We start from the raw sequence: 21,707 nt of genomic DNA on the forward strand, positions 1-21,707 counted from the left end.
AGTATGCTGCTTTCAAAACCGAAGCACAAGGAGCGGTCATGGAGTCAGACGCGGAGTCCAGGACGCCGCGGCCAGGTGTGCCGGTACGCGGGTCCACCTCGGGCCGGCCCGTCATGGCGGCACTGGATCTGCTCGGCCGACGCTGGGCACTGCGCATCCTCTGGGAGCTGCACCAGAGCCCCGCGGGCTTCCGCGAGCTGCAACGGCGGTGCGAGCGCATGTCCTCCAGCGTCCTCAGCACCCGCCTCGGCGAACTGACCGGGGCCCGCCTCCTCGACCTGCGCGACGACTCGTACCGCCTCACCCCGCTCGGCGAGGATCTCGTCGAGGCGCTGAGTCCGCTGAACGCGTGGAGTGCGCGCTGGGCCGCAGAGACGGGGGGCGAGGCGGCGGGGTGAGCGCGACGGTCGCAGTCGGCTTCCACGGTCACCGGTCCGGTGCCACGTCATCGCACACGTCGACCGGCGAGGGCGGCGCCCCCGCCGGTCGTTTCAGGTGTCCGGTCAGGTGGTCGTGCAGGCGCTCCCGCTGAGGGTGAACGCGGTCGGGGCCGTGTTGGTCGCGCCCTTGGTGCCGATGAAGCCGACGGTGACCGAGCCGGCGGCGGGGATGGTGGAGGTGTAGGAGGCGGGGGTGACGCTCACCGCGGCACCGGTCTGAGTGGGTGTGCCTCCCCACATGTTGGAGACGGTCTGGCCGTTGGCGAAGGAGAAGCCGAGGGTCCAGCCGTTGACGGCGGTCGTCCCGGTGTTGCGGATGGTGATCTCGCCCTGGAAACCGCCCTGCCACTCCCCGACGACGCGGTAGCCGACGGAGCAGTTTCCGGCAGGAGTGTCGGCGGTCGTCACGTTCACGGTGGCCGAACGGGACGAGCGGTTGCCGGCCGCGTCACGGGCGTAGACGGCGAAGGTGTACGCCGTCTTGGCCGTGAGGCCCGAGACCGTGGCGGAGTTGGTGGTGGAGGCGGCGACCTTCGTCTCCGTGCCGCCGCTCACCCGCACGACGTCGTATCCGGCGACGCCCACGTTGTCGGTCGAGGCGGTCCAGGACAGGGTCGCGGAGGTGGCGGTGACCGCGGAGGCGGTGGGGGTGCCGGGGGTCGTCGGCGCCTGGGTGTCGCCCGGGTTGCCGCCGCCGTAGATCGTGGCTTCCTTCGACGTCTGCGCGATGCCGTTGACGCCGTTGAAGATGCGCTGTCCCCAGGCACTCAGCTGCGTGGGGTCGAAGCCGATCGACAGGTCGAGGATCGGGTCGGTGTTGCCGCTCCAGGACCAGGCGAGATAACCGAGGTCGAGCTGTTCGGCGGTGGCCAGCATGGTGTCCTCGTCCGGGTCGCCCCACTGGTCGGCGGGACCGCCGAACTCACCGATGACGAGGGGGAGTTTGGCGGTGACGAAGGCGTTGAGGTAGTCGGTGATCTCCGCCGCCGTGTCGAAGACGCTGTACATGTGGATCGAGAAGATCAGGTTGCCGGTGGTGTCGGCGGCGTACACGGACTGGGCGTTGGCGCGCATGACGCCCTGCCAGTCCTGGCCCCAGTTGGGCGCGTCCACCATGATCGTGTGCTCGAAGCCGGCGGCGCGCAGCTTCTTGATCGCGGCGGTGGTGGGGGCGGTCCAGCCGGCGGGGTCGGTGTTGCCCCAGGGCTCGTTGCCGATGTTGATGATGATGTAGTTCTCTTGACCCGCGAGCACGTTCTTGAGGCCGATCCAGTAGTCGGCCGCCTGGTCGAGGGTGCCGGCCGCGGCCTCCTCGCCGTATCCGGTGGTGTCGTGCACCTCCAGGACGCAGATGAGCTTGTTGGCCTTGCACTGGGTGACAACGTTGGCAACGTCCGCGGCGCTGTTCGCGGTCCAGCGGTGGCCGTCGGCGAGGACGACGCGGACGGTGTTGGCGCCGAGCGCCTTCACGTCGGCCAGCGACTGCGTCTCGTTCGGGTACCAGGTGTGGGCGTGGTTGACGCCGCGCATCACGAAGTCGTTGCCGTTGCCTTCGAGCAGCCTGCCGTTGCTGATGTGCAGGCCGGTGGCCTGGGTGCCCGGCGGTTCGGCCTGGGCCAGGGCGACGGCGGGACACAGGGCGCCTACGACGACGAGTCCGAGGAGGACGGTCACCAGGCGGGCCAGGAGGCTCTTTCTGGTCGTGCTTCTTGTTCTTCTCACTGCGACTCCAGGGAGTGAGCGCCAAGAAACTCAGGCATGGGAGAGGGGTATGGGAGCGCTCCCATGTAGCCACTATGCCAAGTACACGTCAATAGAAAGCGCATACATAGTTGTAGTGGGCTTCGCCTGTCGATCACTACCGGGAACAGCAACCAGCGTCGAGACGGCAGAAGCACGACGCCTCGATCGGTACGTCCGCCAGCGCGACGGCGATCTTCAGTTGCTGTGCCACGATCCGCGCCTCACCCTGCTTGCCGAGCCGCACGAGGCACTCGTGGAACCCGTGCAGGGCCCACACGTTGCCCGGGTGCTGCACCGCGCGCGGCAGGGTGTCGTCGAGCCCGAGGTCGGCGCGGTAGACCGCCTCGGCCTCCGCGACACGCCCCTGTTCCAAAAGCAGGGCGCCGTAGGCGTGCCGGGTGGGCTGCATCCACCCCCACGGCTCGTCGTAGGGCAGGTTGTCGTCGAGGTCGACGGAGCGCTCCAGCGCGGCGAACGCGGCGTCGAAGTCGCCCTTGCGGTAGGCGAGTTCGCCGTCGAGCATCGCGGAGGCGATGGCGAGGATGTCGGCGCAGGTGTTGTTGAACAGCATGCGCGTCTCCTGAACCCGGGGCACCGCCTCGTGGAACAGGACGCGCTCGGCCTCGGCCTCGGGGATCCGGCCGGTGGCGGACAGGGCGACGCCACGGGCGTAGTGCAGCATCGCGGTCGTCACGCTGTAGAGCTCCGGGTCAGCGGGCAGGGGCAGTTGGAGGATGTCGGCCCAGCGTCCGAAGCGGATCAGCACATGCACCCGCATGGCGAGGAAGCCCTCCAGCCAGTCGGCCATGGGCGGGCTCTGTACCCGCAGCAGCTCCTCCGGGACGGAGGCCTCCAGCTGGGCGGCGGTGTCCAGGGCGGTCCGGGACCGGCCGAGGAACATCGCGCCGTAGATCTTGAAGTGGTAGTTGTGCGACCGGTACAGGGTGTAGAAGTTCATGGCTCCGGCGCGGGCGTGGAACTTCTCGTCGGCGACGATCGCGGCGCTGTTGTCCGACACGACCCGCCGGTAGTCGCCGCACAGCACGTCGATGTGCGTGGGCATGTGCTGGAGATGACCGGCGTCGGGGACCAGCCCGCGCAGCCGGTCGGCGACGGGCAGCGCGGCCTCGGGCGTCGGGGACATCTCCATCAGGTGGATGTACAGGTGCAGCACACCCGGATGGCGTGCGCCGGCGTCCGTCGCGAGCCCGCGGTCGAGCACCGCCTTGGCCTCCAGGGTGCGGGAGCCTTCCGCCGGTTCACCGGTTCGGATGTTCCACAGCTGCCAGGGGGTCAGGTTCATCAGGGCGTCGGCGTACAGGGTGGCGATGTCCAGGTCGTCGGGGGCGAGTTCGTGGACGGCGCGCATGGCGTCGGCGTACGGCGTGTTCCACACCGAGCAGTCCTCGACGGCCTTCGCCTGCGGGTAGCGGGCGCGCAGCGCGCCGATCAGGGCCCGCTCGACGGGCGTGGCACCGGCCTGCGCCTTCTCGTGCGCCAGCTCCACCGCGGCGTGGGTGCGCTCGACGGTCCGTACGAGGTCTTCCCCGTCGAAGAACTCCCACGGCTTGTTGTAGTTGGGCCCGAGCGCGTACGCGATGCCCCAGTACGCCATGGCACAGTCGGGGTCGGCCCGGACGGCGGACTCGAAGCAGGCGACGGCTTCCTCGTGGTGGAAGGCGTACGTCCACACGAGGCCGCGGTCGAACCACAGCTGGGCCTCGGGGGACGAGGTCGTCACGGTACGGCCGTGCGTGCCGAGGTCGTAGTAGTCCATGCGGTACCCCCGAACACGAGCCGATCTGAGGACGGTGACGTTACCGGGTGTTTTGTACCCGACACACCGGAGAACGGGGACGAATGAGCAACCGGACGAAGCGCGTCCGGCACCCGCCGCGGGAAATCCCGTTGCACGCTCCCCCGGCCCCCAGCACTCTGGCCCTCATGTCCTACGTCCTGCGCCCGGCCCGGCTCGCCGACGCCCCCGCGATCACCGAACTGCTCAACACCGTCGACGAGATCGAGATCGGCCGGCGCGAGACCGACCTGCACGCCGTCGAGGCGGATCTGAAGCGGCCCGACATCGACCTGGAGCGCGACTCCTGGCTGGCCTTCGACGGGGACCTGCTGGTGGCGTACGGACTGCTGTGGGACGACTCCGGGGACGAACGCGTCGACATCGACCACTACGTCCTTCCCGATCACCAGGCGGCCGGCGAACTGCTCCTGGACCCGATGCAGATCCGGGCCCTCGACAAGGCCCGGGCCAACGGCGCGGCGAAGGCGGTGGTCCATCTGCATCTCAACACGGAGCCCACGCTCGACACAGCGCTGATCAAGGCGCGGGGCTGGCAGGTCGTACGCCGCTATCACGTGCTGCGACGCCCCCTGGACCCGGCGCGCGACCTCGCCCCCGAACCGCCCGCGGGGGTACGGATACGCCCGTGCGCGACGGACGCCGACCGTGAGCGGGTCCATCGGCTCTACCAGGCCGCTTTCGCCGAGCACTTCGACTTTCAGCCGCGCACGTACGAGCAGTGGCTGCACGATGTCGACGCCGGAGTCCTCGACTGGTCGCTGGTGTGGCTCGTCAGCACCGAGGAGTCGGGGGACGCCGGGTTCCTGATCTCCCGGGACGACCGGGAGGCGATGGGGTGGATCCGCAGTATCGGAGTGCTGGGCGAGGCCCGCGGCCGGGGTCTGGGCGCACTGCTGCTGCGGCAGGCCTTCGCCGCGTTCGCCGGGCGGGGGCGGGACACCGTGGGGCTGGGCGTCGACACGGCCAACGCCACCGGCGCCCCCGAGCTGTACGGGCGTAACGGAATGACACTTCACTTCGCCGTCGACACCTGGGAAGCGGTGCTGAGCTGAGCAGCGCGGGAAACGGTTCCTCGCCCAGGGCCTTCTACGACGACCTGGCCGCCGACTACCACCTGATGTTCCCGGACTGGGATGCGAGCATGGCGCGCCAGGCGGCGGTGCTCGACGCGCTCGTCGAGGGCCGGCTGGGAGCGGGGCCGCGGCGCGTCCTGGACTGTTCCTGCGGGATCGGGACCCAGGCGATCGGGCTGGCCCGATCCGGGCACCGGGTCGTCGGCAGCGATCTGAGTCCGCGTGCCGCCGCGCGCGCCGGGACCGAGGCGGCCGCGCGGGGCGTCGGGCTCGCGACGGCCGCCGGGGACATGCGCCGGCTGCCGTTCGCGTCCGGCGTCTTCGACGTCGTCGTCTGCGCCGACAACTCGCTCCCGCATCTGCTCTCCGCGCCGGACGTCGCAGCGGCACTCGGCAGTATGCGGCGGGTGCTGCGCGACGGCGGACTGCTGCTGCTCACCCTCCGGGACTACGACGGGATCCGCCGGACCAGACCCCTGTCGACACCGCCCCAGGTCAGCCGGACCCCCGACGGCCGGGTGATCACGTTTCAGCTGTGGCACTGGCACGAGGACGGCGAGCGCTACGACCTGGAGCACTTCCAGCTCATCCCGGTCGGGGCCGACTGGACGGTCCGACGGCGCCGGACCACCTACTGGGCGCTGTCCCGACCGCAGTTGACCCGCCTCCTGGCCGAGGCGGGCTTCGCCGACGTCGTCTGGCACGCGCCGGAGGCCACCGGGTACTACCAGCCCGTCGTGACGTGTCAGGAGCGGCGGGCCAGGACGTAGGCGCGGCGGGTCTCCACCTCGTGGGCGTAGTGCGTGCGTTGCAGGCTCATCTCCACGGCGAAGCCGGCCGTCTCCAGCTGCTCTGCGACCCGGGTCGGGTCGAGGAAGCGGAAGTCGACGTCCACCTTGTGCCCCCACCACTCGTCCAGGTGCCGGACCTCCTCGCCGATGTGGAAGGAGAGGAGGGCGAGGCCCGAGGGACGCAGGACGCGTGCCATCTCCTTGAAGGCGCGGTGGAGTTCATCGGGGTCGAGGTGGATGATCGTGTAAAAAGCGACCACCGCACCGAACTCAGCCTCTTTCGCGGGCAGTTCCAGCAGGTCGCCCTCGCGGAACTCCACCTGCGGGAAGCGGCGCGCGCCCGCCGCGAGCATGCCCGGGGACAGGTCGATCCCGACCGTGTGCTCGCCCTTCTCGGCGAGCCGGGCCGCCACGTGTCCGGGACCGCAGCCCAGGTCACCGATGGTGGTGCCCGGTTCCGTCTGTTCCAGGAGGGCGGCGAGCAACGCCTTGTCCAGGGGCTTGTGGTCGAGTTCCGCGTGGAGGCGGGTCGCGTACTCCTCCGCCACGGTGTCGTAACTGCGGCGTACCGAGTCGTGGTGTGCGTGATCAACCATGCGGTCCAGCATGCCATTGCGGGGTCCGTGGGCGACCGGTCCCGCCCTCGTCCCGTGCGGGGCTAGCGTGGGGCCCCATGATCGTATGGCTCAACGGCACCCACGGTGCGGGCAAGACGACGACCAGTCCACTGGTGCAGCAACTGATCCCTGATTCACGGGTGTTCGACGCCGAGAAGGTCGGCGAGACACTCATGGACATCACGCCGGGGCTGCCCGCGACGGACAACTTCCAGCACTGGCCGCCGTGGCGGCCGCTCGTCGTCGAGACCGCCCGCCACATCCTCGACTACACCGGCGGCACTCTGGTGATCCCCATGACCGTCCTGGTCGAGCGGTACTGGCGCGAGATCAGCGCGGGCCTCGACCGACACGCCATCCCGGTACGGCACTTCGTCCTCCACGCCGACCAGGACACCCTCCGCGGCCGCATCGCGGGCGACACCGTTCTCGGCCCCGATTCCCCGTTCCGGCTCCGCCACCTCGAGCCCTACGCCGAGGCGGCTCGCACCTGGCTGCATGCCGAGGCCGAGGTCGTCGACACCACGCACATCACGCCCGCCGAGGCCGCCCTGCGGATCGCGGAGGCGGTCAAGGGCTGAGGTCAGACCATGAGCCCGGCGGCCAGGGTCGCGCCCAGTTCCCAGCAGGCCTCGGTGTCGGACTTGCCGGGCTCCGCGGTGACCGTCACCGCGTCCGTCGCGCGGCGCCAGCCGAGGCCGGTGGTGATCGTCTCGATGCCCCGCACCGCTCCGGTGACGTCGCTTCCGCCGTGCACGTAGTAGCCGAAGGGCCGGCCGCGCGTCTCGTCCAGGCACGGGTAGTAGACCTGGTCGAAGAAGTGCTTGAGGGCACCGGACATGTAGCCGAGGTTCGCCGGGGTGCCCAGCAGATAGCCGTCGGCGTCCAGGACGTCGGAGGCGGTGGCCGCCAGGGCGGCCCGCCGGACGACCCGGACGTTCTCGATCTCCGGCGCCGTGGCGCCGGACACGACGGCTTCCAGCATCGCCTGGCAGTTGGGCGAGGGGGTGTGATGCACGATCAGCAAAGTAGCCACACCCCGAACCCTGCCGTCGGCCCTGCGCCGCACGCAAACGCTGCGGCTACTTCTTCACCTCGCCGGTGAAGATGGAGGTCTCCGACTCGTAGTCGGGTGCCACCTCGATCTGGAGGAAGCTCTCACCCTTGGGGAGTTCGCATCCCCACGGCACGGAGAGGGACCGGCCGGCGAGGATGCTGGTGTCGGGCAGTCCGTCGAGTCCGTCGTCGTAGATGGCCTCGCCCTCCTTGCCTTCGTCGCCGTAGGCGCAGTTGACCGTCATCATGCTCGCGTCGACCTTCTTGTCGGACCGGTTGACGACCTTGATCGTGAACTTGGCGTACGGGGTGTTCTCGGGCGCCGCGTAGTCGCTGGAGACCGCGCGGGAGAACTTGGAGAGGCTGACCTCCACGTCGTTGTCGTAGACGATCGTGTCGCCGAACCCGTAGGAGTCCCCGCCCGCTTCCTCCGCGGCCGGTTCCTCGGTGGCCTGGTCGGACCCGGTGTCCGCCACCGTGTCACCGGCGTCGGCGGGGACCGTCTTGGTGACGGTGACGGTCGGTGCCGCCTCGGCCTCGCCGTCGCCGCCGACTCTGGCGGTGACGACGGCGGCGAGGACAGCGGCCACCACCGCGGCCGCGGCGGCGACCAGGACCGTGGTGGTCCTGTCCGGGCGCTGAGGCGGCTGCGGCGGCGGCAGATAGCCGGGCGCGGGCGGCGGAGTGTTTTCGTGGCTCATGGTCCCCCCAGGGATGTGCTGTTGAGTGCTCAATGATCATCCACGGGGGCACTTATGTGGAATTCTCGTAATGAAAATGTGCCGATGACGCGATCGGCTACTCCGTGCGCAACGCCGTCGCCGTGCGGGCCTTGGCCGCCCAGCCCGCCGGGAGCAGCGCGCCCAGCACGGCGATGCCGACCCCGGCCAGACCCAGCAGGACCAGTTCGAGAGCGTCGTACACCTCCAGGACCGACGGCGGCAGCCCGGTGCCCGCGGCCTCCGCCATCTCCGGCAGCACGAAGCCGTGCAGGGCGAAGCCGGCCGGCACCCCGACGAGTCCGCCGAAGAGGCCGATCCCGGCCACCGAGGCGAGCACGAGGCTCACGGTCTGCCGCGGCGTCATCCCCAGCGCCTTGCACACCCCCAGGTCATGGACGCGCTCCCGGGTGTCGAGGACCACGGAGTTGAGGACCCCGAGTCCGGCCACGGAGACGAGCATCAGGGTGAGGAGCGCGGCCATCGCGTTCAGGACGATGAGGAGGTTGTCCTGCTCGGAGAGGGAGTTGGCGAAGGCGTCGGCGCCCAGCGGCTCCACTGCCGCGGCGAGTGCCTCGGCGTACTCGGTCGGGGAGACGCCGTCCTTCACGTCGACCCGGAACTCGGTGGGCTCGACGGCCGGGAAGTCGGCGATGTCCGCGTGGATCTCCAGCGTGTCGTCGGAGGTGTCGAAGGCCTCGCCCACGATCCGCAGGGTGGCCGTGTCCTCGCCGGCGGTCACCCGCACGGTGTCGCCGATCTCGGTGCCGGTGGTCTCCAGGAAGTGGGAGGAGACGATGACCTGGCCGGGGCCGGTGATCCAGTGGCCGGAGATCATCGCGTAGCTGCCGGAGCTCGAGTCACCGTCGTAGAGGGTGACCCGGACGGTGCCGGAGACTCCGGGCACGGTGGCCTCCTGCTGGGCCACGCCGTAGTAGAGGGCGGTGCCCGGCTGTGCCTTGATGGCGGCGCTCACCTTCGCCGGATCGGCCGGCTCGCGGGTGGGGGTGTTCGGTGCGGGGACGTGTTGGCCCTTGCCGATGGTGGGACCGCCCGCGAAGACGCTCACGTCGTTGCGGCTCTCGGGGTCCCCGGCCGCCGCCACCTCGTTCAGCGACGAGGTCAGCCCCAGCGCGAAGGTCGCCGCGACCGTGCCGAAGGCCACGGCGAGGAGCATCGCGAGGGTACGGACCGGGTGGGCGAAGGGGCTCGCCAGACCGTAGGTCACCGCGCGGGGCAGCGGCAGCCGGCCCGCCGCCCGGTGCGCCCACTGGCCGCGTCCCGTCCGGGGGGCCCGGCCGACGGCGATCGCCTCCGCGGTCCGCAGCCGCCCGGCCCGCAGCGCGGGGACCAGCGCCGCGACCCCGACGACGAGCAGGGCGACGGCCGCCACCAGGACGTCCACCCACCAGGCGACCGTCAGCGAGACCGTGCCGTAGACCGTCTCGGTGTCCTCCAGGAGCGGCAGGGCCATGAGGTTGCCGAGGACGACACCCAACGCGATACCGGCGCCGGCCGGGAGGAGCGCCTGGGCGATGTAGGCGCGGACGACTTCGCGCGGGGTGAAGCCGATGGCCTTGAGGATGCCGATCCTGCGCAGGCTGGTCCCGACCGCGCCGCTGATGACGCTGCCGACGATGATCACCGACATGACGATGCCGAGCACGCCGAAGGCGATGAGGAACGGGATCGTCGGGGCGGCGTTCTGGTCGGCGGCCCGCTTGGTGTCCAGGTAGGACTGGCTGCCGAGGAGCGCACCGGACGGCACGGCGGCCGCGAGCCGCTTCCGGTCGGCGGCGATCTGGCTCGTGGTGCCGGCGGAGTCGAAGCGGTAGAGCATCTGGCTCGTGACCGGGGTGTCCTTCGACCCGAGTGCCCGCACCTGGGCGGGGGTCGCCCAAGCGTCGGCGGTCTTGCCGACGGACAGGGCGAATCCGACGATGGTGAGCGTCGGGCTGTTGTCGGCGTCCGAGGCCTTGAGGGTGGAGCCCAGCTTGAAGGCGGGGCCCTCGAAGGACTCCGAGAGCGCGATCTCACCGGTCTTCGTCGGCCACCGGCCCTCCTTGAGATCCAGTCGCTCCACGTCGCTGTCCGGGTCGGACCGGCCGACCAGTGTCATCGCCGGTGTCTGCCGCCCCTCGTCGTCCACCCCGTGGATCGTCGTGGACGGGTAGGGCCCCGCGGTCCCGGTGACGCCGTCCAGCGTGCGCGTGGCCGTCAGCTGGGCCGTACTCACCTTGGCCGGGTCGAACTCCGCGGTGAGATGGGCCCCGTTCTGCCGGGAGAAGGCGCGGTCGAAGGGGGCGTTGGTGGCGACCATGAGCGAGCCGGCGACCACCGCCGAGGCCACGGCCATCATCGTGGCCAGGGCGATCACCACGGTCTGCACCCGGCGCCGCCCGACCCCGGACCGTACGACCCGGCCGAGGGCGCTCATCGCACGGCCTCCGTCCGGGTGTCGAGGGCGAGGTGTCCGTCGACCAGGTGGATCGTGCGGCTCGCGCACGCCTCGGCGAGGGCCGGGTCGTGGGTGACGAGCACGATGGTCTGCCCGCCGCGGTGCAGGTCGACCAGCAGCTCCCGGACGTCCGCGCCCGAGGCGCTGTCCAGAGCGCCGGTCGGCTCGTCGGCGAGCAGCAGCGCCGGCCGGTTGACCAACGCCCGGGCCACCGCGACCCGTTGGCGCTCGCCGCCGGAGAGCCGGCCGGGGTAGGCGCGGGCGTGCTTCTGGATGCCCAGCACCTCCATGAGTTCCCCGGCCCGGGTGGCCGCCTTGCGCCGGGAGGTGCCGGTCAGCTGGGCGGGCAGCTGGATGTTGTCGGCGACGGTGAGGTCGTCGAGCAGGTTGAAGAACTGGAAGACCATGCCGATCTGTTCGCGTCGGAACCGGGCCAGCGCGTGCTCGCCCATCCGGTCGACCCGCTGTCCGGCCACGGTCACGGTGCCGGTGGTGGGCTTGTCGAGGCCCGCGACGAGGTTCAGCAGGGTGGACTTGCCGCTGCCGGAGGGGCCGGTGACGGCGAGGGCCTCGCCCTGGGCGACACCGAGGTCGATCGGTCCGAGCGCGGGTGCGCCGGCACTGTCGTAGCGCTTTGCCACGCCCGTCAGTTCGATCACATGAGTCATGGAGTCGGTCCTCGCGTCGAAGGGGTTCCGGCTCAGCGAAGGTAGGGGCGCGGGCTCGTGCGCCGCGTCGCCCGGGGCACCGACATGGGGCCCTTCCCGCGGAGGACCCGATCGCGGGGTCATCCCTGCGATGTACGCCAGGAGGACGGTTCGTCGGCCTCACAGGCGGACGCGTCCGCGGCGGCACGGGCGCCACAATGTGCCGATGGAGACCGTGAACCGTTGGCTGCGTCAGGTGCGTGCCGCCGTGCGGCCGGAGCCGAGGCGTACCCCGCTGTCGCGGCGTGCGGTCAGTGCCGACGTCGTCCTTGCGGTGCTGCTGACCGCGGTCGCGCTGCTGGTGGCGGCGCGCTATCCCGGCGACGGGCCCGCCAGCCTGGGGAACGTGCGGTACGGGGCCCCGGACGCGCCCGTTCCTCCCGAGCCGCCGGGACCGCGGTTCATGCCGGAAGAGGAGTACGCCACGCCCTGGCCGCTGATCGTCCTGTCGGCGCTGCCTCTCGCCGTCCGGCGCAGGTTCCCGCTCGCCGCGTTCGCGGTGCTGATGACCGCGGTGCTGGCCATCGGTGACGACGCCTCCTGGATCAACGTGCTGACCTGTGTCATCGCCGCGTACAGCGCCGTCATGCACAGCCGGCACCGGACGGTGGCGACGGCGGCGATGGTCTTCGCGGCGGTGCTGGCCGGCTTCGCCTTCCGGGAGACGGAGCCCATCCTGCCGGGGTGGTCGAGCCCCGCGGTGGTCCTGCTCATCGCAGGGGTGACGGCCGGTCTCGTCCGCTACTGGCGGCGGCGTCTGTCGGCCGACCGCGAGCGGCTCGCCCAGTTCCAGCGGGACCAGGAGGAGGCGACGCACCGGGCCGTGGAGGAGGAACGGGCCCGTATAGCCGCCGAGTTGCACGACGTCGTGACCCACAATGTGAGCGTGATGGTCATTCAGGCGGGGGCGGCGCGCAAGGTGATGGACGTGGCGCCGCAGCGGTCGAAGGAAGCGCTGCTGGCGGTCGAGGCGGGCGGCCGGGCCGCGATGGCCGAACTGCGCCATGTGATGGGCCTGTTGGCCGCCCCGGACGCGGATCAGCCCGACGCCCTGGAACCCCAGCCCGGTCTCGCGCAGCTCGACGCGCTGATCGTGCGGGTGCGCGGCGCCGGGACTCCGGTGGGCGTCGCGGTCTCGCTCCCGCCGGATCCGCTGCCGCCCGGGATCGATCTGACGGCGTACCGCGTCGTGCAGGAGGCGCTGACGAACACGATCAAACACGCGCCGGGCGCGGAAGCCTCGGTCGTGCTCGGCTACGCCGAGGAGGTCCTCCAGATCGAGGTCATCGACACCGGAGCCGTCCGTGACGCTCCGCGGACGGAGGGGAACGGCCGCGGGCTGATCGGGCTGCGCGAGCGACTCGCGGTCTACGGCGGCGAGTTGACCGCAGGTCCGACCCTCGCCGGCGGCTACCGCGTCAAGGCCCTCCTCCCGTGGCGGACGGCATGAGCGGGCCGGAGCTGCGCGCCGTGATCGCCGACGACCAGGCCCTCGTACGGACCGGCTTCGGGATGATCCTCGCCGCGGACGGCATCGAGGTGACCGCCGAGGCCGCCGACGGGGCGGCGGCGGTCGACGCGGTCCGCCGTACCCGGCCGGACGTGGTCCTCATGGACATCCGGATGCCGGGCATGGACGGGATCGAGGCCACGCGCCGCATCCTCTCGGAGGAGGGCGCGGACGGCCCCCGGGTCATCATCCTCACCACGTACGACCTCGACCACTACGTGTACGCCGCGCTCACCGCCGGCGCCAGCGGCTTCCTGCTCAAGGACGTCACCCCGGAGCATCTGGTGGCCTCCGTACGCCTGGTGCAGTCCGGGGACGCCCTGCTCGCGCCGGCGATCACCCGCCGGCTCATCGAGCGCTTCGCGCACCGCGAGGAGGCCCGCCCGGCTCCCGGCCCGCACCGCGACCTCTCCGACCTGACACCGCGCGAGACGGAGGTGCTCCGGCTGCTGGCGACAGGGCTGAGCAACGCCGAGCTCGCCGACCGGCTCTTCCTCAGCCCGACCACGGTCAAGACCCACGTCGGCCGCATCCTGTCGAAGCTGGATCTGCGCGACCGCGTCCAGGCGGTCGTCCTGGCCTACGAGACCGGGCTGATCACCCCGGGCGGAACGGACTGAAAACCGCGGGACGTCCCCGGCACCGCCGGTTACCGTGGATCCATGGAGGTCATCGAGCACACCCACACCGCAGCCGCGCGAGCGACCAGCTCCCCGGCTGCCGACGCCTGACCTCACACCTCCCCCGGCGGCCGGAAACGGACCGCCGGTGCAGTGCGCCCTTTCCTTCTCTGTCCCCGCGGCTCTTTCCGGTCCCCCGACCCGAAGGAACACCGCCATGAACACGGACCGGATCCTGCGCACCTTCACGGACTTCTACGTCGAGCGCGGACACCACCTCATCACCGGCACCACCCTGCTGCCGCCGCCCTCGGACCCGGTGCTGTTCACCACGTCCGGCATGCACCCCCTCACCCCGTACCTGGAAGGCCGCCCGCACCCTCACGGCCGGCGCCTGGTCAACGTCCAGCGCTGTCTGCGCACCACCGACCTCGACGAGATCGGCGACTCCACGCATCTGACGGTCTTCGAGATGCTGGGCTCCTGGTCGCTCGGCGACTACGGCCATTCACAGAGCCTGCGCTGGGGATACGAGCTGCTGCACGACGGATTCGGCATCCCTGACGGGCAGTTGTACGTCACGATCTTCGGCGGGGACGACCAGGTCGGACCCGACACCGAATCCCTGCGCACCTGGCGGGAGTTGGGAATGCCAGTGGAACGGACCCGCGAGGACAACTGGTGGTCCAACGGCCCCGTAGGCCCGTGCGGCCCCGACTCGGAGATCTTCGTCTGGACCGGTGACACCCCACCGGAGGGCACCCCCACCACCGACCCGCGCTGGGTCGAGGTCTGGAACCACGTCAGCATGCGCTACCGCCGCCACGAGAACGGCGGCCTCTCCCCACTGTCGCGGCCCTCCATCGACACGGGCATGGGTCTGGAACGCCTCGTGACCGTCCTCCAGGGGCACGACTCGGTCTACGACACCGACCTGTTCGAGCCCTGGACGCGACTGCTTCCACCCCTGTGGGACCTGGACGGGACGCCGTCACTGCGGCTGGTCTGCGACCATCTGCGGTCCGGCATCGTCGTCATCGGCGACGGAGTACGGCCGTCCAACACCGGCCGTGGCTACGTTCTGCGGCGCCTGGTCCGCCGTGTCCTCACCACCCTCTGGCAGCACGACCCCACCCGCACCCTGTCCGACCTGCCGCCGGAACTCGTCGAGCACACCCTGGACCACTTCCGGCTGCCCGGCGGCTCCTCCCCGGTCCTCGAGGTGCTCCTGGACGAGGAGCACCGCTTCGGCAGGCTTCTCCAACAAGGCCGGCGGGTCCTCTCCCGCCCGCAGTACCAAGGGCAGTTGAGCGACGAGGACTACCACTACCTCCATGACACCCACGGCCTGCCCCGCGATCTCGTCGTCGGGCTGCGGGGGCCGCGCCGCTAGACTCCCCCGTCCATGGACATGATCACCGTCCCGGCCGGGCGGGTCACGCTGTCGGACCGCAGGACGCAGCGCAGTTGGGCGGTCGAGGTCGCGTCCTGCGAACTCGCGGCGCACCCCGTCACCCAGGCGCTGTACGAGCGGGTCACCGGTCTGCGTCCCGCCGCGGCCGACGGGGAGCGGCTGCCGGTCGAGGGCGTCTCGTGGTGGGACGCGGTCGGTTTCTGCAACGCCCTGTCCGAGCGTGAGGGGCTCGAGCCCGCCTACCGTCTGTCCTCGGGCGGTGATCACGTCGACTGGCACGCCTCGGCCGACGGCTACCGGCTGCCGACCGAGGCGGAGTGGGAGCACGCGTGCCGCGCCGGGACGGCCGGCCCGCGCTACGGCCCCCTGGACGACATCGCGTGGTACCGCGGCAACTCGGGGGAGCGGATCCACGAGGTGGGCGGCAGGCGACCCAACGGGTGGGGGCTGCACGACACCCTCGGCAATGTGTGGGAGTGGTGCTGGGACGTGTACGACGCCGAGGTCTACGGCAGTTACCGGGTACTGCGCGGCGGGGGCTGGTTCGACGAGCACTGGAGCTGCCGGGCCTCCGTTCGGCGCCGCAGTCATCCCACGTTCCGGGTGGACGACGTGGGGTTCCGCGTGGCCAGGTCGGGTCGGTGCCGGGGCCCGGTGTCCTGAGCGTTCTCAGGCGATGAGTGCCTGGTCCGGCGACCCCAGCTGCTCCAGGAGCCGGGCGTGGTGCAGTTCGGCCACGGGCGCGACCAGGTCGGGGTGGCGCAGCAGGGCCGCCGCCCGCCGGTCGTGCTCGTCCGGGGCGAGCAGGCGGCGGAACTCGAACGGCGTCCCGGCCGTGTGGTCGCCCTCCCCCACCGCGGCCACGGCGAGGCGGGCCAGTTCCGGGTCGGTCAGCAGACAGGCGGCCCAGCTCGCGACGACCTCGTCCACCCAGGTGCGCCAGGCCTCGTCGTCGCCGTCGTAGCGGTCCGCGCCGGTGATCCGGTCGAGTCGCGCGGCGCCGCCCGGGCCCGCCATCTCGACGAGTGCGGCATCCATCGCCGTGGGGTAGCGCAGCCATGCCGCGACCGTGACGGCCTGCCGGGCCTGCACCTCGCACAGGGCCGAGGCCAGGGCACCGCCGGGGGCGGCGTAGGCGCAGGTCAGCCACTGGGAGGTGGCCGCGATGACCGGGGAGAGAGCTGCGTGCACTGGGGAACCGTCCGAACCGCTGCTGGGGCGAGTGCGGAAACGGTAGCCCGTGGAGGGGGTCCGTGGGGGAAGTTGTGACCTCGGTGAAATCTCCGATCCATGTCTTGACATACCCCGGTAACGATTCTTAGCTTGGGCGATCATTTAGATTCGTGAAGCCGGTTCACGGATATGAACGGAGAAAGCTCATGGGCGATCGCCGACGAAGTCGCCGCCTGGCCGCCGTGCTCACCGTCACGGCGCTGGCGTTCGGAACGGCCGCCTGCGGCTCCGGTTCCGACAGCGCCGGCGGCGCAGACCCGAACACGCTCGAGGTGTGGACCCGCAGCAACCCGGACCCCGCCGCCACCTACGAGCGGGTCTTCGCCGCCTTCACCAAGAAGACCGGCATAAAGATCGACTACCAGCCGGTCATCAACTTCGACCAGCAGCTGCAGAGCCGCGCGTCCACCAAGGACCTGCCGGACGTCATGATCAACGACACGGCGCTGATGGGCAGTTACCAGAGCCAGGGCCTGCTCAAGCCCCTCACGCCCGCCTCCATCGCGGGCGGCGACCAGATCACCGACAAGACCTGGTCCTCCACCGTCGGCATCGACGGAAAGCACTACGGCATCCCGTACTCCCGCCAGGCCCAGACCCTGATGATCCGCACGGACTGGCTCAAGAAGCTCGGCCTGAAGGCGCCCACGACCTGGCAGCAACTGCTGACCGTCGCCAAGGCGTTCGCCACCCGCGACCCGGACGGCGACGGCAAGGCCGACACCTACGGCATGGTCGTCCCCGGCAGCGCCCAGAACGGCTACGCCGCCTGGTGGGGCGCCAGCTTCCTCTGGCAGGGCGGCGCCCGGATCATCGAGGCGGACGGCAAGGGCACCTACACCCCGACCATGGACTCGACGGCCGCCGTCAACACCGTGACCTGGATGAAGGACAACCTCTTCTGCGGTGACAACGCTGTCATCCAGCCCGGCGCCGTCACCGCGGTCACCGGCACCGCCACCAACTTCCAGGACGGCAACGCCGGGATGTACCTCACCGGCCCCTACAACATCGCCACCTTCGACACGACCCTCGGCAAGGACAAGTACGAGGTGGTCCCGGCCCCCGCGGGCCCGGCCGGCGACGACGTGCTGGCCGACGGCGAGAACATCTACTTCGGCGCCAAGACCGGCAAGACGAAGCAGGAACAGGCGCTGGCCGCGTTCCTGATCTCGCCGCAGGGCCAGCGGCTCGCCATGACCGGCAAGAACCAGCCCGTCGTCCGTATCCCCGTCAACTCCACGCTGGACGCGGCACAGGTGCGCGACGACCCCCGCTGGAGCGTGGTGCAGAAGGCGTACGAGGACGCCTCGCAGCAGTTCCCCAACGCACCCGACTTCGCCCCGATCAAGCAGGACACCGCCGACAGCCTCAACGCCATCTTCACCTACTGCGGCAGTGATGTGCGCTCCCAGCTGAGGGAGCTCAACGAGACCCTCGCCGGCGACCTCAAGGATCAGGACCTGTTGAAATGACCGCCACCGTCCCCGCCCCCGCGGCGCGCAGAGTCCTCGGCGCGATCAGCAGGAAGTCCGTCGTCCCGTGGCTGTTCCTGGCGCCGGGTCTGCTGCTCGCCCTCGTCTTCAAGTTCTGGCCCATGGCCAAGGGCGTCTGGCTCAGCTTCCACGACGTACGCCCCTTCCTCGGCGACAAGTGGACCGGCCTCGACAACTACACCCGCGTCCTGAGCGACCACCGCTTCCAGGACGCCATCGGGCACACCCTGGTCCTCGGCATCGGCCAGTCGCTCGGCGCGATCCTCCTCGGCATCGTCCTCGCCCTGCTCCTCGAAGGCCAGGCCCGCTCACTGAAGTTCATCCGTACCGCGGTCTTCCTCCCCGCCGTCACCGCGACCGCGGTCGTCGGTGAGCTGTGGCGGCTGATGTACTACCCGACCTCCGACGGACTCCTCAACAGCGGTCTGCACCTGCTCGGTCTCGGGCCCGTGCAGTACCTCGACGACCCGAACCTCGCCCTGTACTCGACGATGGTCATGGGCATCTGGATCTGGGCCCCGTACAACATGGTGATCATCCTCGCCGGCCTCGCCGGGGTGGACCGCACGCTGTACGAGGCCGCGGCGATGGACGGCGTCTCACTGTGGCAGCGGCTGCGCCACGTCACCCTGCCCGCGATCCGTCCCGCCCTGAGCATCGTCCTCACACTCGCCGCGATCCGCGGACTGCGCGTGTTCACCGAGGTCTACGTCCTCACCGGCGGCGGCCCCGCCGGATCCACCGAGGTCTGGATGACCCGCGCCTACACCCTCGGCTTCACCCGCAACGACATCGGCGGCGCCTCCGCGGCCTCGGTCGTGCTGCTCTGCGTGACGCTGCTGCTCACCGTCACGGTCAACCACTTCCGCAAGAGGGGAGACGTGCGATGAGCACCCCCGTCATCGAGCCCGTCCGTCCGGTCGCCGCGAAGTCACCGTCCCGGAGATCCGCCAAGCCCCAGCGCACCACGCCCGCCCGCTTCGACACCGCACTCGGCTGGAACGACAAACCGGGACTGGCCTGGACCCTGCGGATCCTGCTCTGCGCGATAGCCCTGGCCGTCTTCGCCGCCCCGTTCCTGACCATCTTCTCGGGCGCCTTCAGCACCAACCCCAGCGGCTCCTCGCTGTCGTTCCTGCCGCACCACGGCACGCTACTCAACTTCGAGGTGGCGGGCGAGCGCGGCATCTGGGACTACCTCGGCAACTCCCTCGTCATCGCGGGCGGCGGACTGCTGCTCCAGCTCACGGTGTGCACGCTCGCCGCATACGCGCTGGCCCGGCACCGGTTCCGCGGCCAGGCGCTGATCATGCTGCTGTTCATGATGACGCTGATGCTCCCCGAGGAGGTCATCGCGATCCCGCTGTCGCTGGTCCTCGGCGATGTACCGGTGGTCCACCTGGACCTCAAGGGCACAGTGTGGGGCGTCATCCTGCCGCTGGGTGCCTGGGGTTTCTCGGTGATGATGCTGACCGAGTTCATGAAGGACATCCCCACCGAGATCGAGGAGGCGGCCCGCCTCGACGGCGTCGGCGAGCTGCGCATGCTCTGGCAGATCGTCCTGCCGCTGTGCAAGCCCGCGCTCGGCGTGGCCGGCGTGCTCGGCTTCATCATGATCTGGGACCAGTACCTGCTGCCCCTGATCGCCTCCAAGGACCCCACCGACTACACGGTGACCGTCGCCCTGTCCATCCTGCGCACCGACCCCGAGGTCGGCTCCGGGGTGGTGCTGGCCGGTGCGGTCATCGCCCTCATCCCCAGCCTGATCGTCTATCTGCTCCTCCAGCGCTCGCTGGTCACCGGCATCGCCGCCGGTGCCACCAAGGGCTGAGCACACCGTAGTTACGAGGGAGACATGAAGTTCCAAGGAGTGCTGTTCTTCCCGGTCACGCCGTTCGCCACGGACGGCTCGCTGGACCAGGAACGGCTCGCGCGGCACATCGAGGCCGGGGTCACGGCGGGCGCGGGCGGCGTGTTCGTCGCCTGCGGCACCGGTGAGTTCCACGCGCTGACCGCCGATGAGCTGGAGCGGGCGACGCGGGTCGCGGTCGAGACGACCGCGGGCCGCGTGCCCGTCCTGGCCGCGGCGGGCGGCCCGACACCGGTCGCCCGCGACCACGCCGTCCGCGTGGCACGGGCCGGCGCCGACGGCATCCTGCTGCTGCCGCCCTACCTGGTGACGGCACCGCAGCGGGGCCTGGTGCGGTACGTCGAGGAGGTCACCGCCGTCACCGACCTCCCGGTGATCTTCTACCAGCGCGGTACGGCCCGTCTGACGGAGACGACGGCCGCCGAGATCGCCGCGCTGCCCAAGGTCACCGGCCTCAAGGACGGTCTCGGCGACATCGAGCGGATGCACCGCATCGTCCGCGCGGTGCGCGCCCTGCCGGACGGGCGGGACTTCCAGTTCTTCAACGGCCTGCCCACGGCCGAGATGACCGCGCCCGCCTACCAGGGCATCGGCGTCGGCCTGTACTCCTCGGCGGTGTTCGCCTTCGCCCCCGAGATCGCCCTGGCCTTCCACCGGGCGCTCGGCGAGGGCGACGAGGCGCTGCTGTCGACGCTCCTCGACGAGTTCTACGGCCCGCTCGTCGCACTTCGCGACGAGGTACCCGGATACGCCGTCTCCCTGGTCAAGGCGGGCGTGACGCTGCGCGGCCTGGACGTGGGCGGCGTGCGGGCTCCCCTGCTGGACGCCACCCCGGAACACGTGGCCCGCCTCGCGAAACTCATCGACCACGGCCTGGAGGTGGTCGGCGCATGAACCCCACCAGGATAAGGGAACTGATCGTCACCCCGATCGCCTTCCGTGACCCGCCGCTGCTCAACTCCAACGGCGTCCACGAGCCCCTCGCCCTGCGGATCATCCTCCAACTCGTCCTGGAGGACGGCACGGTGGGCCTGGGTGAGTCCCCCGGCGGAACGGCCCGGCTGGCGCGCCTGGAGGCGGCCGCGAAGGTGGTCCCCGGCATGGACGTCTTCGACACGACCGCCGTCTCCGCGGCGATCGACGCCGATCTCCTGCCCACCGTCCCCAGCTCCCACGAACGCGGCTGGACCAGCTCGGCCGTGGAGGTCGCCTGTCTCGACGCGCAGGGCAAGCTGCTCGGCCGTCCGGTCAGCGACCTGCTGGGCGGGAAGGTCCGGGACACGGTGCCCTTCGCGGCGTACCTCTTCTACAAGTGGGCCGAACATCCCGCCCTCGACGGACGGGCGGCGATCGGCGACGACTGGGGCGAGGCCCTGGACCCGGCCGGGATCGTGGAACAGGCCCGGCTGATGCAGGAGCGGTACGGCTTCCGTTCGTTCAAGCTCAAGGGCGGTGTCTTCCCTCCCGACGAGGAGATCGCCGCGATCAGGGCGCTGGCCGAGGCCTTCCCCGGCCAGCCGCTGCGCCTGGACCCCAACACGGCCTGGACGGTGGAGACCTCTCGGTACGTCGCCCGTGAACTGGACGGCGTACTGGAGTACTTGGAGGACCCGACGAGGGGGATCGAGGGCATGGCCGCGGTGGCCGCGGACTCCCCTCTCCCCCTGGCGACCAACATGTGCGTGATCGCCTGGGAGCACCTGAAGCCCGCGATCGAGCGGAACGCGATCCAGGTGCTCCTCACCGACCACCACTACTGGGGCGGGCTGCGCCGCACCCGCGAACTGGCGGCCGTCTGCGAGGCGTTCGGACTCGCGCTGTCCATGCACTCCAACTCCCACCTCGGCATCAGCCTGGCCGCCATGACCCATGTCGCCGCGGCCATCCCGAATCTCGACCACTCCTGCGACACCCACTACCCGTGGAACTTCGCCGACGACGTGATCGTCCCCGGGGTCCTGGAACTGCGCGACGGCCATGTCGAGGTCCCCACCGGCCCCGGCCTGGGCGTCGAGCTGGACCATGACGCCCTCGACCGGCTCCACCATCTGTACGTGGACTCCGGCGTGCGCTCCCGCGACGACACCGGTTACATGCAACGCTTCGACCCCTCCTACGAGTTGAGGCTGCCCCGCTGGTGA

21 protein-coding genes are annotated in these 21,707 nt (G+C 70.7%); 13 read left to right on the forward strand and 8 right to left on the reverse strand.

Annotated elements, in window-relative coordinates; genetic code table 11:
- Nucleotides 1-38: 38 nt before the first annotated feature.
- Entirely contained in the window at nt 39-398 is a 360-nt protein-coding gene (locus OG381_RS05855; protein WP_443061876.1) for a winged helix-turn-helix transcriptional regulator, read from the forward strand.
- Between the two features lie 105 nt (nt 399-503).
- On the opposite strand, the gene OG381_RS05860 is transcribed toward OG381_RS05855, so the two are convergent.
- Nucleotides 504-2,162 (reverse strand): cellulase family glycosylhydrolase, encoded by a 1,659-nt coding sequence (locus tag OG381_RS05860; RefSeq protein WP_327715031.1) that lies wholly within the window; start codon nt 2,160-2,162, stop codon nt 504-506.
- Between the two features lie 136 nt (nt 2,163-2,298).
- Nucleotides 2,299-3,960, reverse strand: a complete 1,662-nt coding sequence (locus tag OG381_RS05865; RefSeq protein ID WP_327715032.1) for a hypothetical protein — start codon at nt 3,958-3,960, stop codon at nt 2,299-2,301.
- Nucleotides 3,961-4,127: 167 nt separating this feature from the next.
- Between OG381_RS05865 and OG381_RS05870 the strand changes: the two genes are divergently transcribed.
- Nucleotides 4,128-5,054, forward strand: coding sequence for a GNAT family N-acetyltransferase (locus tag OG381_RS05870; RefSeq protein ID WP_327715033.1), 927 nt, complete (start codon nt 4,128-4,130; stop codon nt 5,052-5,054).
- 65 nt (nt 5,055-5,119) lie between these two features.
- Complete coding sequence (locus tag OG381_RS05875) at nt 5,120-5,845, forward strand: class I SAM-dependent methyltransferase (protein ID WP_327715034.1); 726 nt, start codon at nt 5,120-5,122, stop codon at nt 5,843-5,845.
- Here OG381_RS05875 and OG381_RS05880 read toward each other — a convergent pair.
- Nucleotides 5,821-6,462 carry a class I SAM-dependent methyltransferase gene (locus OG381_RS05880; protein WP_327715035.1) on the reverse strand — a complete coding sequence of 214 codons (642 nt, stop codon included), beginning with the start codon at nt 6,460-6,462 and terminating at the stop codon, nt 5,821-5,823. The genes OG381_RS05875 and OG381_RS05880 overlap by 25 nt on opposite strands.
- 77 nt (nt 6,463-6,539) lie before the next feature.
- On the opposite strand from OG381_RS05880, the gene OG381_RS05885 reads away from it, so the two are divergent.
- Entirely contained in the window at nt 6,540-7,064 is a 525-nt protein-coding gene (locus OG381_RS05885) for an ATP-binding protein (RefSeq protein ID WP_327715036.1), read from the forward strand.
- A 2-nt stretch (nt 7,065-7,066) separates the two neighbouring features.
- On the opposite strand, the gene OG381_RS05890 is transcribed toward OG381_RS05885, so the two are convergent.
- The 4 genes from OG381_RS05890 to OG381_RS05905 form a co-directional block, all read right to left on the reverse strand.
- Nucleotides 7,067-7,519 carry a flavodoxin family protein gene (locus OG381_RS05890; protein ID WP_327715037.1) on the reverse strand — a complete coding sequence of 151 codons (453 nt, stop codon included), beginning with the start codon at nt 7,517-7,519 and terminating at the stop codon, nt 7,067-7,069.
- A gap of 46 nt (nt 7,520-7,565) precedes the next feature.
- A complete protein-coding gene (locus tag OG381_RS05895) occupies nt 7,566-8,240 on the reverse strand; it encodes a hypothetical protein (RefSeq protein ID WP_327715038.1) in 675 nt (224 codons plus the stop codon).
- A gap of 97 nt (nt 8,241-8,337) precedes the next feature.
- Nucleotides 8,338-10,695, reverse strand: a complete 2,358-nt coding sequence (locus OG381_RS05900) for an ABC transporter permease (protein ID WP_327715039.1) — start codon at nt 10,693-10,695, stop codon at nt 8,338-8,340.
- Nucleotides 10,692-11,384, reverse strand: coding sequence for an ABC transporter ATP-binding protein (locus OG381_RS05905; RefSeq protein ID WP_307034938.1), 693 nt, complete (start codon nt 11,382-11,384; stop codon nt 10,692-10,694). The genes OG381_RS05900 and OG381_RS05905 overlap by 4 nt, the downstream gene beginning before the upstream one ends.
- A 205-nt stretch (nt 11,385-11,589) precedes the next feature.
- On the opposite strand from OG381_RS05905, the gene OG381_RS05910 reads away from it, so the two are divergent.
- The 4 genes from OG381_RS05910 (at nt 11,590) to OG381_RS05925 (ending at nt 15,630) form a co-directional block, all read left to right on the forward strand.
- On the forward strand, nt 11,590-12,873 hold the full coding sequence (locus OG381_RS05910) for a sensor histidine kinase (RefSeq protein WP_327715040.1): 1,284 nt from the start codon (nt 11,590-11,592) through the stop codon (nt 12,871-12,873).
- Entirely contained in the window at nt 12,870-13,553 is a 684-nt protein-coding gene (locus OG381_RS05915) for a response regulator transcription factor (protein WP_327715041.1), read from the forward strand. The genes OG381_RS05910 and OG381_RS05915 overlap by 4 nt, the downstream gene beginning before the upstream one ends.
- A gap of 217 nt (nt 13,554-13,770) precedes the next feature.
- Entirely contained in the window at nt 13,771-14,946 is a 1,176-nt protein-coding gene (locus OG381_RS05920; protein ID WP_327715042.1) for an alanine--tRNA ligase-related protein, read from the forward strand.
- An 18-nt stretch (nt 14,947-14,964) separates the two neighbouring features.
- Nucleotides 14,965-15,630, forward strand: a complete 666-nt coding sequence (locus tag OG381_RS05925; protein WP_327722393.1) for a formylglycine-generating enzyme family protein — start codon at nt 14,965-14,967, stop codon at nt 15,628-15,630.
- Between the two features lie 6 nt (nt 15,631-15,636).
- Here the strand turns inward: OG381_RS05925 and OG381_RS05930 are convergent, their stop codons facing one another.
- On the reverse strand, nt 15,637-16,158 hold the full coding sequence (locus OG381_RS05930; RefSeq protein ID WP_327715043.1) for a hypothetical protein: 522 nt from the start codon (nt 16,156-16,158) through the stop codon (nt 15,637-15,639).
- A 188-nt stretch (nt 16,159-16,346) separates the two neighbouring features.
- Here OG381_RS05930 and OG381_RS05935 point away from each other — a divergent pair, with 188 nt between their 5' ends.
- The 5 genes from OG381_RS05935 to OG381_RS05955 are packed head-to-tail and all read left to right on the forward strand — an operon-like array spanning nt 16,347 to nt 21,707.
- Entirely contained in the window at nt 16,347-17,675 is a 1,329-nt protein-coding gene (locus tag OG381_RS05935) for a sugar ABC transporter substrate-binding protein (protein ID WP_327715044.1), read from the forward strand.
- On the forward strand, nt 17,672-18,586 hold the full coding sequence (locus OG381_RS05940; protein ID WP_327715045.1) for a carbohydrate ABC transporter permease: 915 nt from the start codon (nt 17,672-17,674) through the stop codon (nt 18,584-18,586). Before OG381_RS05935 ends, OG381_RS05940 begins: the two co-directional genes overlap by 4 nt.
- Nucleotides 18,583-19,527 carry a carbohydrate ABC transporter permease gene (locus tag OG381_RS05945; protein WP_327715046.1) on the forward strand — a complete coding sequence of 315 codons (945 nt, stop codon included), beginning with the start codon at nt 18,583-18,585 and terminating at the stop codon, nt 19,525-19,527. The genes OG381_RS05940 and OG381_RS05945 overlap by 4 nt, the downstream gene beginning before the upstream one ends.
- 24 nt (nt 19,528-19,551) lie before the next feature.
- Nucleotides 19,552-20,460, forward strand: a complete 909-nt coding sequence (locus tag OG381_RS05950; RefSeq protein WP_327715047.1) for a 5-dehydro-4-deoxyglucarate dehydratase — start codon at nt 19,552-19,554, stop codon at nt 20,458-20,460.
- Nucleotides 20,457-21,707: a glucarate dehydratase family protein gene (locus OG381_RS05955; protein WP_327715048.1), complete on the forward strand. Its 1,251-nt coding sequence runs from the start codon at nt 20,457-20,459 to the stop codon at nt 21,705-21,707. Before OG381_RS05950 ends, OG381_RS05955 begins: the two co-directional genes overlap by 4 nt.

The organism is Streptomyces sp. NBC_00490 (assembly GCF_036013645.1).
GTDB classification, from domain to species: domain Bacteria; phylum Actinomycetota; class Actinomycetes; order Streptomycetales; family Streptomycetaceae; genus Streptomyces; species Streptomyces canus_F.

Bases quoted from the DNA above. Each gene is read 5' to 3' on its own strand.
- OG381_RS05870 (WP_327715033.1), top strand. From the start codon at position 4,128: ATGTCCTACGTCCTGCGCCCGGCCCGGCTCGCCGACGCCCCCGCGATC.
- OG381_RS05915 (WP_327715041.1), top strand. From the start codon at position 12,870: ATGAGCGGGCCGGAGCTGCGCGCCGTGATCGCCGACGACCAGGCCCTC.
- OG381_RS05900 (WP_327715039.1), bottom strand. From the start codon at position 10,695: ATGAGCGCCCTCGGCCGGGTCGTACGGTCCGGGGTCGGGCGGCGCCGG.
- OG381_RS05910 (WP_327715040.1), top strand. From the start codon at position 11,590: ATGGAGACCGTGAACCGTTGGCTGCGTCAGGTGCGTGCCGCCGTGCGG.
- OG381_RS05945 (WP_327715046.1), top strand. From the start codon at position 18,583: ATGAGCACCCCCGTCATCGAGCCCGTCCGTCCGGTCGCCGCGAAGTCA.
- OG381_RS05925 (WP_327722393.1), top strand. From the start codon at position 14,965: ATGATCACCGTCCCGGCCGGGCGGGTCACGCTGTCGGACCGCAGGACG.
- OG381_RS05935 (WP_327715044.1), top strand. From the start codon at position 16,347: ATGGGCGATCGCCGACGAAGTCGCCGCCTGGCCGCCGTGCTCACCGTC.
- OG381_RS05940 (WP_327715045.1), top strand. From the start codon at position 17,672: ATGACCGCCACCGTCCCCGCCCCCGCGGCGCGCAGAGTCCTCGGCGCG.
- OG381_RS05875 (WP_327715034.1), top strand. From the start codon at position 5,120: ATGTTCCCGGACTGGGATGCGAGCATGGCGCGCCAGGCGGCGGTGCTC.
- OG381_RS05895 (WP_327715038.1), bottom strand. From the start codon at position 8,240: ATGAGCCACGAAAACACTCCGCCGCCCGCGCCCGGCTATCTGCCGCCG.
- OG381_RS05905 (WP_307034938.1), bottom strand. From the start codon at position 11,384: ATGACTCATGTGATCGAACTGACGGGCGTGGCAAAGCGCTACGACAGT.
- OG381_RS05855 (WP_443061876.1), top strand. From the start codon at position 39: ATGGAGTCAGACGCGGAGTCCAGGACGCCGCGGCCAGGTGTGCCGGTA.
- OG381_RS05920 (WP_327715042.1), top strand. From the start codon at position 13,771: ATGAACACGGACCGGATCCTGCGCACCTTCACGGACTTCTACGTCGAG.
- OG381_RS05880 (WP_327715035.1), bottom strand. From the start codon at position 6,462: ATGGTTGATCACGCACACCACGACTCGGTACGCCGCAGTTACGACACC.
- OG381_RS05865 (WP_327715032.1), bottom strand. From the start codon at position 3,960: ATGGACTACTACGACCTCGGCACGCACGGCCGTACCGTGACGACCTCG.
- OG381_RS05885 (WP_327715036.1), top strand. From the start codon at position 6,540: ATGATCGTATGGCTCAACGGCACCCACGGTGCGGGCAAGACGACGACC.
- OG381_RS05950 (WP_327715047.1), top strand. From the start codon at position 19,552: ATGAAGTTCCAAGGAGTGCTGTTCTTCCCGGTCACGCCGTTCGCCACG.
- OG381_RS05955 (WP_327715048.1), top strand. From the start codon at position 20,457: ATGAACCCCACCAGGATAAGGGAACTGATCGTCACCCCGATCGCCTTC.